Source organism: Acidimicrobiales bacterium (genome assembly GCA_041394245.1).
Classification (GTDB): Bacteria; Actinomycetota; Acidimicrobiia; order Acidimicrobiales; family Aldehydirespiratoraceae; genus JAJRXC01.
In genome coordinates this window covers 2,934,691-2,946,468 of record JAWKIR010000002.1, presented here as the reverse complement: position 1 = coordinate 2,946,468, position 11,778 = coordinate 2,934,691, and the positions used below count along the sequence as shown (strand labels likewise).

Annotated in this window: 8 protein-coding genes; 3 read left to right on the top strand and 5 right to left on the bottom strand. The window is 66.4% G+C overall.

From position 1 onward, the window contains the following. The first annotated feature begins 152 nt into the window (after positions 1–152). Positions 153–1,430: a patatin-like phospholipase family protein gene (locus R2707_14570; GenBank protein ID MEZ5246323.1), complete on the top strand. Its 1,278-nt coding sequence runs from the start codon at positions 153–155 to the stop codon at positions 1,428–1,430. Then, complete coding sequence (locus R2707_14565; GenBank protein ID MEZ5246322.1) at positions 1,427–1,864, top strand: hypothetical protein; 438 nt, start codon at positions 1,427–1,429, stop codon at positions 1,862–1,864. Before R2707_14570 ends, R2707_14565 begins: the two co-directional genes overlap by 4 nt. 149 nt (positions 1,865–2,013) lie before the next feature. On the opposite strand, the gene R2707_14560 is transcribed toward R2707_14565, so the two are convergent. The 4 genes from R2707_14560 to R2707_14545 form a co-directional block, all read right to left on the bottom strand. Beyond that, complete coding sequence (locus tag R2707_14560) at positions 2,014–5,592, bottom strand: BTAD domain-containing putative transcriptional regulator (protein MEZ5246321.1); 3,579 nt, start codon at positions 5,590–5,592, stop codon at positions 2,014–2,016. Continuing rightward, the gene (locus tag R2707_14555) at positions 5,589–6,812 is read right to left on the bottom strand and encodes a cytochrome P450 (GenBank protein MEZ5246320.1); all 1,224 of its coding nucleotides are present in this window, start codon (positions 6,810–6,812) and stop codon (positions 5,589–5,591) included. Before R2707_14555 ends, R2707_14560 begins: the two co-directional genes overlap by 4 nt. 238 nt (positions 6,813–7,050) lie before the next feature. Further along, positions 7,051–7,266, bottom strand: coding sequence for a hypothetical protein (locus R2707_14550; GenBank protein MEZ5246319.1), 216 nt, complete (start codon positions 7,264–7,266; stop codon positions 7,051–7,053). 325 nt (positions 7,267–7,591) lie between these two features. Further along, a complete protein-coding gene (locus R2707_14545; protein MEZ5246318.1) occupies positions 7,592–9,277 on the bottom strand; it encodes a TIGR02391 family protein in 1,686 nt (561 codons plus the stop codon). Positions 9,278–9,505: 228 nt separating this feature from the next. Here R2707_14545 and R2707_14540 point away from each other — a divergent pair, with 228 nt between their 5' ends. Further along, a complete protein-coding gene (locus R2707_14540; protein MEZ5246317.1) occupies positions 9,506–10,564 on the top strand; it encodes a NaeI family type II restriction endonuclease in 1,059 nt (352 codons plus the stop codon). Here the strand turns inward: R2707_14540 and R2707_14535 are convergent. Continuing rightward, positions 10,561–11,652 (bottom strand): DNA cytosine methyltransferase, encoded by a 1,092-nt coding sequence (locus tag R2707_14535; GenBank protein MEZ5246316.1) that lies wholly within the window; start codon positions 11,650–11,652, stop codon positions 10,561–10,563. The two genes, R2707_14540 and R2707_14535, sit on opposite strands and share 4 nt — an antisense overlap. Positions 11,653–11,778: the final 126 nt, after the last annotated feature.

Sequence of the window (11,778 nt, the reverse complement as noted above, 5' to 3'; positions counted from 1 at the left end):
CGGCCCGTCCGGCGTCGTCTCGTCGGCCAGGATACGCAGCGCGGTCCGGTCGATGCTTCTCGCGAGTGTCTCGGTCTGCTCCGGGGAACGACACGCCGTCGGAAGTCGCTGGGCACTTTCGGCGAAGTGGCTGGACACGTAGCATCGGCCGCGTGGAGAAGCCGGGGACGCGCTGGTGGGCCTCACACGATGCGTGCATCAACGGGGTGTTCAAGGGCGGCGGGGCCAAGGGCGTGCTCTATGGAGGCGCACTCCAGGCGATAGAGGCCGAAGGAAAGTGGTTCCGCGCGGTTGCCGGGTCGTCAGCCGGCGCGATCACCGCCACGCTCGTCGCCGCTGGCGTCTCACCGACCGAGATCGGCCAGATCGCCGCAACCGGCCTGGGAAAGATCGAGAAGAACTGGCTGTTTGACCTCACGGGCTCACCATTCATACGGACCAAGCGGCTGAAAGACTGGCTCTCGGAGCTACTTGCGGATCAGATCGTGCAGCTGACCGGTGAGGCTCGCCCGGCCTCTCCCGTCACGTTCCGGGAGCTCTACGACGCGTCGGGAATCGAGCTCAACGTGGTGTGTGTGAACGTCGCCGCTCGCCAGCCGGCGGTCTTCAACCACGCCATCACTCCCGAGCTGACGGTGGTCGACGCGGTGCTGGCGTCGTCGTCGATCCCGTTCGCGTTCAGGCCGGGCAGACTCCGCGTTGCTGTCGGGGACGATTGCCAGGTGCACCGCCTCATGGACGGCGGCGTTTGGGCGAACTACCCCGCGTTCGTTTTCAAAGACCGGTCCTTCCGGGCCTACCACTCACTTCCAGATGTGCCCACAGACGCCGTGACGATCGGCTTCACGCTGGACACGGAGGATGCCGACGGTCGCCGGCCTCCGACGGCGGAGAGATTCGAGACAGGGACAACCGCATCGCACGGGGACGCCGGCGCCGGACTGCGGGGGTGGATGCGAAACCCCGCGCTGCGCATCTTCTTCCTGACGATCGTGCCGCTGGTTGTCGTTGCCGAGTTCGCCTGGACGAGTTCCGAGTACGGATTGCTCGTGCTGAAAGACAACGTGAGGGGCTCGGGCGCGCCTGGGTGGATCGAAGGAGCCGCCGGCTTCTTCGATGGCTTCTTCACGAACTTCTGGCCCGCACGATGGCTCATCCTCGCAGCCCTGCTGATCTTCGCCGCTGCGATGCTTCTCATCGGCGCCACCGTGATCGACTCGGGGCTGCCGGCGCTACGCACGCTCATGGCGGTGGGAACCGATGTCCCCTACTGGGTCGGCGCCGCGCCGGAAGACCACGTGATTCGGTTGCAAGTCCCGGCGGAGCTCAACACGCTGAGCTTCGATCTCACAGAATCAGAGGTCGAGGAATACGTGGCCGAGGCCCGCATCTCGGCTGCCGCCCAGCTTGCGACGATCCTCCAGCAGTGAGCCGGCACCGCGCACTCCTCGGACTCGGTCTGGCGACGCTTGTCGCTTCTTGCGGCAACGGCGACCGGCCGAGTCCGGAGCTCGCGGAGCGTTACGACGCCGTCATCGCCTTCTGCGAGCAGCGCCTGGAATCGACGGAGGACGTGTGCGACCGGATGCGCGAGACGGACGGTGCGACGATCGTCGGGCATGTGCTTCTCGGGCAAGCCGGCGGACACGAACTCACCGTCGAGCTCGTCGTCACCAGCGGCGGCGAGACCACGACCGAGATCGCCCCACCGGATGCGATTCCCGCCGACCGGTCGTGGCTGCACGGCGTCGAGATAGAGCGAGACGTCGCCTGCGTATCGTTGCCGTGCGACATCGAGCTGCGGGCGATCGTCGACGGGATGCTGGTGCTCACCGACCGATTCACCTTCCGCGCAAGCGAGTAGCGGCGCACCAGAGAGGCGCACAAGCTGCCATCTCCGGCAACCCCGATCTCCGCCAAGCCGAGCGTGTCGCGCTGCTGGCCGGGGAAACGAGTCACGCGTTCCTCGGGAGCTCTCCGCCGACGCCTCTCACCCTCGGCGAAGGGCTGCAGTCACCTCGACGTTTCGGTTTCGGGATCCGGCCGAGCGAGGCGGGCGCGGTGACCATCGAGGACCGCGAATGTGTCGCGAACCGGCCCCGGGTCGTCAGTGGATTCGTAGTGACGAGCGAGCTCGTCGAATCGGGCGCCAAGGCGTTTCATGGCATCGTCCATCGTTGCGTCGACCTCTGCGCCCGATCCGAGGAGCAGCCGTAGGAGGTCGGTACCGACGACCTGGCTCGACGAGTCGACGAACGGCGAGAAACGACGTTCGCGCCCGGCGGCGACGGCCGTCCAGAGCGCCGCGAGGTCCGTCTCTCCCAGCCGCCGGCAGAGCACCGCAATGGCGGTCACACCGTCGGCGTCGCGGGGGATCCCGCTGTGGCGCAAGCTCAGATAGTCGCTGGCGACTCGGGTGGAGAGGTCCGCCCGGCCCGTGATCAGGGCGGCCAGCAACGCCCAGTACGAAGGGTCGTGGATCTCGTGGGAGTCTGCCCTCTCGAGAATGGCGATCGCTTCGTCCGCACGACCGGCGGCCGCGAGCACGGTGGCCGCAACGGTCGCCGAGCTCGCCGCCGTCGCTGCGTGGTCCCAGACGAGCTGGGCTCCCCGCCGGGCCGGGTCGACCGCTTCCTCGAAGCGGCCTTGCAGGGTCAGGGACCACGCGAGCCAGCACAGGTTGTAGGAGAGTGTGCCCCAGTTTCCGAGCCGATCATGGAGCTCACAGCTTCTCCGGAGATGTGTCTCGCCACCGGCCCCGTCACCCCTGGCCGCGAGGGCGGCTCCGAGGTGGAACTCGGCCTCGGCGCGAAGCGTCTCGTCGCCGCTCTGCTCGGCGAGTTCGAGGGCCCGGAGCGCCCACGACCTGCCGGTTTCCAGGCTCATCACGCTGTTGATCATCCCGAGGGTGTTGCACGCGTGGCCGGTCACCACGGGGTCGGCCTGCACGTCGGGTCGATCCAGCAACGGCGCCACCAGCGCCGCGGACTCGGCCGCGAAATCCCACCTCATCGAGAAGGCCCCTCGCTGGGCATCGATGAGCTTGAACGCCTCGGTGGGATCGTCGCGCCGAGACAGAGTGGTGAGCGCGAGGTACTGGTTCGGTGCATCCCGAACGACGCCTTCGGCCCGCTCGTGTTCCCGCGCGAAGCGGTCGCCGTCCAGCGGCCGAGCCGTCGACGCGGCGAAGTGATCGGCGTGCCGCTCGAGGATCGCGTCGAACTCCCCACCGAGGCGGAGTTGAGAGTGGGCGAACTGGCGAACGGGCTCGAGGAGCTTGAAGCGTGTCCGCGGATCGCCGGGACCAGAACTGACCGTGACGAGCGACTTGCGCCGAAGACGATCGAGCACGAGATGCGACGTGCCCGGATCGAGATCGAAGCCGGCAACCGGTGCAACGGCGTCGAGCGCGAAGCCGCCCTGGAACACCGCAAGGCGAGCGAGCATCCGTTGGTCCGCCTCGTCCAGCAGGCGATAGCTCCACTCGATCGTCGAGTCGATCGTCTGCTGACGGGGCACGCTCGAACGACCGGGGCGGCCGAGCATCCGAAAGTGCTCTTCGAGGTGTCGAACCAGCTCGGGTGCCGGGTACGTCGCCAGTTGAGCGGCCGCGAACTCGAGCGCGAGCGGCACGCCGTCGACCCGAACACAGATCTCCCGGATCGCCTCGCTCGTGGCCTCGTCGTCGGCGATGACGGCGCCGGCGCTGGTCGCGCGCGCCCGGAGAAGCTCCTCGGAGGCCGACCCACCCGTTGGTGACGGGAGTCCGAGCGACGGAACGACGTAGACCCGTTCGCCCGCGACACCCAGAGGCTCCCGGCTCGTCGTGAGGATCGAGACACCGGGACAGGTCCGCAGGATCGCCTCGATGTTCTCGGCGGCGACTCCGAGGAGGTGCTCGCAGTTGTCGAGCACGAACAGGGCGCGCTCGTCGCGAAGGGCCGCCGCCACTTGGCCTCTATGGCTGTCACCCGCACCGGCCAGCGGGACGCCGATGGCCTGGGCGGCGGCGCCCACCACGCCGTCGGCGTCGACCGCGGCCAGTTCCAGCCAGATCACCCCGTCCGGGTAGGCCTCCTTCACCCGGTGGGCGAGTTCGAGTGCGAGCCGTGTCTTGCCGGTGCCGCCCACGCCGGTGAGGGTCACGAGCCGCTGCGCGGCGAGGATGTCGGTGAGTTCGACGAGTTCCGCGTCACGGCCGTGGAGGGAGTCGAGCACCGCCGGTACCTCTCGGCCAGGAGCGGCTGTCGAGCGTGGTGGAGGGAAGGCTTCGGCGTTCTCTGCTCCGCCGAGTTGATGGATCCGCTCGGGTCGGGCAAGGCCCTTGAGCGCGCACTCGGCCAGGAATCGCACCTGCCCGGCGAGGTCGGGATCGTCGCCGAGCAGCGCAGCCGTCGCCGCCGAGCAGACGATCTGGCCACCATGGGCTGCGTCCATCACTCGGGCGGCGCGGTTCACGGGGGCACCGAAGTAGTCACCGCCGCGGTTCTCCGCGGTTCCGGTGTGGAGTCCCATCCGGATCCTCAGGGGCTCCGAGGTCGGCCAGTCGCACGCTTCAAGCCGGACCTGGGCGTCCAACCCTGCCTTCGCGGCGGTCGCGGGGTTGGCGAACGCCGCGCCGAACCCGTCGCCGGCCCAGGCGAAGATCCGACCTCCCGCCGACTCGATGATCGAGGTGAGGATGGCGTCGTGGAGCTCGAGCGCCTCCCGCATCGGCTCGGGTTCGAGGTCCCAACGCACCGTCGACTGCTCGATGTCGGTGAACAGGAACGTGAGCGTCTCCGACATGCGCGCTTGCGTCGCGCCGGCGGGAGCGTCGGGCTCGAGGAGGCTGGGATCGTGTTGGAGCACTCGGGCTTCGAGCTCGCGGAGCTCCGGGCCCGGCTCGATCCCGAGACCTTCGGCCAGATGGCTCCTCGCGCGCTGGAAGGTGGCCAACGCGTCGGCCTGGCGTCCGGCCCGGTAGAGCGTGGTGATCAGATGACCCCAGAGCCGTTCCCGATAGGGATTCTCGTCCACCCATGCGTGCAGGTCGACGGAGAGGGTCTGGTCTCCTCCCGCCGCGAGTCGGGCCGATGCCAGCTCCTCGATGAGGTTCCATCGGAGCTGGTCGTAGGACTCGGCGAGGGCGTCGAGGGCGACCGACGGTGCGGTCGCCGACAGCGGCTCACCGACGAACAGGTCCAGCGCCTCGGCCAGGGTGCGGCTCCGGGCGGAGGCGTCGGTCGCCGCACGGGCGCGCACCGCCGACGCCATCAGCGCATCGATCTCTTCCACGTCGGTGGTGACGACAGACGAGAGCGCATGGCCGCCCGGGCCGGTGATGATGACCTCGGTCGGGTGGGCCGTGCCGAGCGCCTTGCGGAGGCGTGACACGTAGGTCTGCAGGGTCTTCTTGGCGGACTGGGGCGGATGATCGCCCCAGATCGCGTCGATCAGCCGATCCGCCGAGATGGTGGCAGCCGGGTTGGCGGCCAGCAGCGCGAGCACCGCCCGTTCCTTCGGTCCGCCGATGTCGACCTCGACCTCGCCGACCGTCGCTCCGACCGGACCGAGGAGGCGGATCCGGACGTTGCCCAGCTCGACGCTCACGACAGCCGGGCCGGGAGATACTCGATACCGGTGATCGAGGCTCGCCCCTCACGTTGGCGGGCCGCGGCGGCGTCGATGCGAAGGTCGGGGCACATGGCGGCGACCGTAGTCAACACCACGGTCGCTTCCAGTCTCGCAAGGGAGGCGCCGATGCAATGGTGGACCCCGTGCCCGAAGGCCAGCAGGGGGCCGTGCCGGCGCCCCGGAACGAACCGGTCGGGCTGTTCGTACACACGAGGATCGCGGCCGGCGGACCGAAGCGACACGCTGACGAGCCGACCCGCCTCGATCTCCAGGCCGGCGATCCGAGCCGGCTCGGTGGCGATGCGCACCGTGCCCACCGCCGGGGGCTGGAAGCGGAGGGTCTCCTCCACCACCTCGGCGGCATCCACCGTTCCGGCAACGAGTCCGCCCCACACATCCGGGTTGCGCCCCAGCTCCCAGAAGGCGTTGGCGATCAGAAAGCGGGTCGTGTCGTGCGCGGCGAAGAGGAGGTTGGCGATCAGGGCCACCGCCTCGTCGTGTCCGATCTGTCGGGAGGCGCCGGCCTCGGCGATCGATCGGGCGAGGGTTCCGGGGCGGGCGTCGGCGAGCGCGTGCTCTCCCCAGTCGAGCAAGGTGCTCAGGCCGGCTTCGATGCGGTGCCGCTCGTCGGCGTCGAAGAAGCCGAACGCCATCCCCAGTTCGGTGGTGGCATCGCCCAGTTCAGCCACACGATCGGGGTCGACGCCAAGGAGCGCGCAGATGGCCGTGATCGGTACCGGATCGGCGACGCGGCCGGCGAGATCGAACGGTTCCTCGCCCGGGAGCCCGGCCACGAGTTCCTCGGTCGCGGTCCTCACCGGTCCGGCGAGTTCAGCGACCCGTTTCGGTGTCAGCCACCCTCGCACCGAGTTCCTCAGACGGGCGTGAGCCTCGCCCTCGTTGGTGAACATGATCTGCGACCACCAGTCGTACAGAGGGCCCTCGGTCACGCCGTTGAACTCCATCGCCTCCATGCCGGCCTGGGCGAACGACCGATCGTGGAGAAGCGCGGCCACGTCGGCGTGTCGCAACAACACGGGCCCGAGGTCGCCTTCGCCCCACGGGTGGTGCTCTCGGGCCACGGCGAGTCGCTTGTGCTCCTCGTCGATGGACAACGTCGGTGCCCCATCGCGTCGCAGGTCGACGGGACGACCCTCGGCGGGGAGAAGTACCACAGGAGGCGCAGGGAATGTCATGGCGCCACCGTGATCGACGCCGGTAGAGAAACGGTCGAGAAACGGAGGGGGACTGGCGCATCTGGTCGGTCGTGAATACGGTCCGCCGCTCGCGGTCGAGAATTTCGCCCCGGTGCCGACCGTCGGCCCGAGCCCGTGAGACCTGGGCCGATAGCAACGCCGAGCGATCTCCTCAGGCGTCAGCCCATGGTCTCCCGAATCAGACTTGTCGGCCATGCCACACGCCCCGCGTGCTCCGTCACCGGCAACGGCGACCGTAGTTCTCGGCCGACCAACAGTTCGCTGACGCAGAAACGCTCAGATCAGGGTGGCGGGACCGGGTTCCGGCCAGCGCGATCGTCTTGCTGTCCTCGGCCATCTCCGCTGCACAGGCCACCCGCTGGGCGCCGCTCATCGACGCGAAGACGGCCGTGACACGCCGCCGGATCTCTGGCGAGGTGTCGGTGATCGCCACGCGCCACCTGTAGACGTCGGCTGCGACACCGGCCCCAGAAGCCGCGGTGGTTGCGACGTGGGCCTCTTCTTTGACGCAGAACGAGTCGGTCGGCGTTCTGATCCGCTGGCTCAGTCGGGAGCATGTTCGTGGCTAGCAGCCGCGGTAGCCATGACCCGTTCGCAGACGTGTTCGTTGGCGGCGGAGGTCGCCTCAACGGCGTTGAGTTCGAGGAAGACCGCAGTGGCCAGCCCCTTGCACGGGCGCAGCGACGAGCCCTTCGTTCCTCTCGCTTCACCGTCCAACGCGCGTCTCAGGTGCGGCTGGTACGACGCATACCGTGCGCTTACTCAGCGGAGGAGGCGATGAACTCAGCCTCGTCGATCCGCCTACGTAGGTGCGACATGAGGCTGAGAGCGTCGAGGCAGTCGTGGTGAGAGATGACTCCGAGTGACGCGATCGTGGTGTGCACCTCGTGCGAGAGAGGGTTTCGGAAAGCCTCCCAGATCGCCCTCGCTAGTGACCGATGGCCGTTCTCCAGGTTCTTCGCAGACTCAGTTGAGATCGTTTTTTCGCCGGTGAGAAAGCGCTGCGCGATCTGCAGCCGTTTGCCATCGCCGATCGCTCTACCAAACAACGACGCCTCCGCTTCGTCCGGCAGGCCAGCAGCCTCTCGAAGATCAGCCACATACTGTTTGCAGCCCTCCAACAACGCGTTGTAGTAGCGACCCTCCTTGAATTCGGACTCGATCGCCGCCTGAATACTCGGATGCAGGTGTCGCCATACCATGTCGGCATGAGGCGGCGCTATGGAGAGAAGACTCGACACCGCTGTTGCGCGGTCTTCCTCGCTGAAGTCCGAGTCATCGGAGTCGATGACACCGAGTAGTTCTCGGAGTGGTTCGCGCTCGGGTCCCTGGAGAGTGTCCGCCCACTCGTCCGGGGACACTCCGACCTCATCACGAATCTTCTCATCGCGCTTGTCTCTACGGAGCTGGCGATGCTCACGACCAATCTCTGCAACGAGTTCCTGCAGGAGCTTATGGATCGGAGCTGCGTCACTGTTCTCCCAGTTGATCGATCGGCGATCAGTCGCCACCACATCGGGTTGTATCGCGTCGAGAATGTCGATCGAGATGAAGCCGGTGATGTACGCATACGCGTAGCTCGAGTCCGGCGCTCCAAAGAATTCGGGCTCGTTGGCCAATCGACCGCTGGTGTATACCGTCAGGCCACGCATCTGAGTCGGCAGAGGCTTTCGAGCGGCCACGATCGAGCCGTCGATGTCGTAGCTGGCGAGCTCTTCGCCAACCTCGCCCAGGTCCTCCGGGACCTGCCATCGAAACTCGGCGTCGAGTGAGTCAAGGCGAAGTTCGCGAGTGACAGGGATTTCTGTCCCGTCCCGGTCGACCACCCACAGCCTGAGCTCTTCGTCGCTGTAATGAAAGAGTCGGGCGAGGCTCACCGCGAGATCCTTCGCGTCGACATTGGTCGATCTCGAAAGGTTGCTGACCACCACGGTGGTCCCCTTCGTGCGCTTAGCGGCGGTTCTCGAGAACTCGGGCTCGTAGTCGCCATCCTCCGTGCGGACCAACTCGGTCCAGTTCATGGAGATAGTTAGCGACTCCGGCTCACCCTCGCGGGTCGTCGTGACGGCGATCTGCTTGCCAACGCCGAACAAGGCCAACTTGCCGAGACCCTTCTTGCCGGAAACCGTTCGGCGTCCACTCTCCGAGTACGCGATTGATTCGCCTCCTCGACAATTCCGTCCGATACGCAGGTACTTGTCGCGAAGGTCCTCGTAGGACATCCCATGTCCATCGTCCTCGACCTCGATGCGTTGACCGCTACCAGTCCCGACAACGCGAACGCGAATCTCCTCTGCATCGGCGTCGTACGCATTGGCTACGAGTTCGGCGACCGCATTCGGTAGCCGGGAGTACATGTTCGAGCCGAGGTGCTCGATCGTGCTCGGGTTGAACTTGAGACGAAGACCCGCATGCCCGCTCGAGTTCGCCGTCCCCCCGCTCATGGCGCGCAATCTTACCGGCTCCGTGGGTGAGGGTCAGTAGCCGTCTCCGTACGTCCTCGACTCCTTCGAGGTTGCGCGACGAGAAGAGGGTCTTGTGGGCCGGGTCCACTTCGCTGCGGTTCCACGGAGCCGGCAACATGTCCGGCTGTGAACAGAGTGGAGAGCGGCGGGGCCCGACTCCGCAAGAACCGGAACAGCTTCGTGACATGGCCTCCACCCGAGGGTCGGATGTCGCAGAACCGATTCTTCCACTTCGTCGACGAGGGTCTTCCCTCTCCGCCGCGGGACTTGGCAGACCTCGTCGCGTTCTTCGAGGAGGGCGACGGGCGCGAGCGGATTCGGTGGACCCTGCGCGACTCCATTGACGAGGTACTCGATGGGCAACGCACCGGGCGGTGGGCATACCAACACCTAACCAAGACGGAGCGGACCTACTTGGGTACCGCCGTCGAAGTGAACATGACGAGGGAGTTCGGAATCGCCGACGGCGAGTCGCTCGACTGGCGCATCGCCGGTCAGGAGGTCGACTGCAAGTTCTCGAAGGATTGGGGGAATTGGTCGATCCCGATGGAGATGTACCTCTGCGCCGACCACGGCGAACAGAGTGGTACCGCTGATCATCCCGCGTTGCTGCTCTGGGCAGACGATGATCGGAGCGAGTGGGCCGCAGGCGTGACGCGAATCGCGGACGAGTACCTGGCGTTCAAACAAGACGGCTCGGGCGACCGCTCGTACAACCGGGACAACAAGCGCGTGCTCAGCAAGCACGGCCTCGTCAACATCTACTGGCTTTGGGGAGGTGTCCAGAATGACCTGCCCGAGAACGCCCTCCTGCAGATGTCCCAGACATCAAGGGAGCGGGTCTTCTCGAGTGTCAGAAGCGGACAGGCCCGCGTAAACGAACTCCTCCGAACGCAGAACGGCAGGATCGTGACAAGAGCAACCATCGCCACAGTTGCCCAGCAAGACGACGCCATGAAGCGAGCCAGGGACGCTCGGCTGGCGAAGCACCTCCCGAAAGAGGGCTTCCTGGTGATCGGTCACCAGGAAACCGACCCCTATGTCGCACGAGCCCTGGGCTTCCCACCTCCGGCGAAGGGCGAGATACTGCCGGTCGCCGTTCGCGTCGTCGATGAATCCCACTCCGGACCCAAGGCGTTCCTGGTGGACCGTTGGTGGACGCCGTGCGAGCCGACCGATGCCACGCCGCACGCGCCGCTTCGGGAGGAGTACAAGAAGCAGGACCGCGCATCGATCCTTGCGGGTGCTGCCGAGGCGACCTCCTAGAGGCGCGATGCAATCTGACGGGCGACCGCTCCCGCAAGACGTGGCGGAACCGCGTTGCCGATCTGCTTCGCGATGTCGATCTTCGAACCGCACCACAGAAAGCTCGACGGGAACGTCTGCAGTAGTGCCGCTTCGCGGTGGGTGATCGGACGGTTCACCCGGTTGTCCGGGTCATCGGGGTCCCACTGGGGATGGAGGTACTGACCCTTCTCGGGTTTGTAGAACTCAGTCCGGATGGTGAGTGAAGGTGCTTCCCAACGCATTCGACCCATCACATCGGTGGTGCCGGTTGGTTTCCGTGCCCAACAATCGGGCATCAGCTCGTCGGGCAAGTCGAACCTTCCACCACCGGGAGGGATGCAGTCGTAGCGGAGCTTCGAGAGCTCGGTCGGATTCCGACCCAGATGGATCTCGTGGCTCTTGAATATGCCCGGAACCGTCTCACCGAACATCTCGACCTTGCTGGCCGGGAGAGCGGTCGTCTCGGGCCAGTCCGGCACGCGGTGTATGGCGCTTCGCACCGAGGTCCATCGTTTCGTGCCCTCTGCGCCGTCGACACTGTGTGTCGGAGTCGGTAGCCCGATCGGACCGACACGAGACGCGATGACGATCGTTCGATTCCGGCGTTGCGGCACGCCGTAGTTGGCGGCGTTGAGCACCGACCAGGTGACGTCCTTCCAGGCACGCAGTCGGCCGCCGTTGAGCTCGTCCATCAGCAGTTCGAACTCACTCGACTTCGAGAATCGATCAACATTCTCGAGGACGAACACCTGCGGGTTCGCTTCTTCGACAACGCGCATGTACTCGCGCCAGAGCTGGTTGCGAGGATCATCGGGGTCCCGGGTGCCGAGGTTGGAGAACCCTTGGCAAGGAGGGCCGCCGACCACCACGTCGGCGATCGGGACATCGGTGAAGTCCGCAATGTCGCCGTACGTCATGTGCCCTTCGCCGAAGTTCGCGGCGAACGTCGCCGCAGCGCTGAGATCCCACTCTGATCCCGCCACCGGCACGAATCCCTGATCCACGAAACCCTGTGTGAGACCTCCGCATCCAGCGAACAGGTCGATCATCGTCGGCGATCCCGTCATGCACCGAGACTACACGGCTGTAATTCCGATCGCCATGGGCCACTCTGAGGAGCTGTTGCGTCTCGAACCGAGCGGACCCTCTTCTACGCTTCGACCGTGGATCCGAGCCAACCGCGACCGGCGTCA

Bases quoted from the DNA above. Each gene is read 5' to 3' on its own strand.
- R2707_14555 (MEZ5246320.1), bottom strand. From the start codon at position 6,812: ATGACATTCCCTGCGCCTCCTGTGGTACTTCTCCCCGCCGAGGGTCGT.
- R2707_14545 (MEZ5246318.1), bottom strand. From the start codon at position 9,277: ATGAGCGGGGGGACGGCGAACTCGAGCGGGCATGCGGGTCTTCGTCTC.
- R2707_14540 (MEZ5246317.1), top strand. From the start codon at position 9,506: ATGTCGCAGAACCGATTCTTCCACTTCGTCGACGAGGGTCTTCCCTCT.
- R2707_14535 (MEZ5246316.1), bottom strand. From the start codon at position 11,652: ATGACGGGATCGCCGACGATGATCGACCTGTTCGCTGGATGCGGAGGT.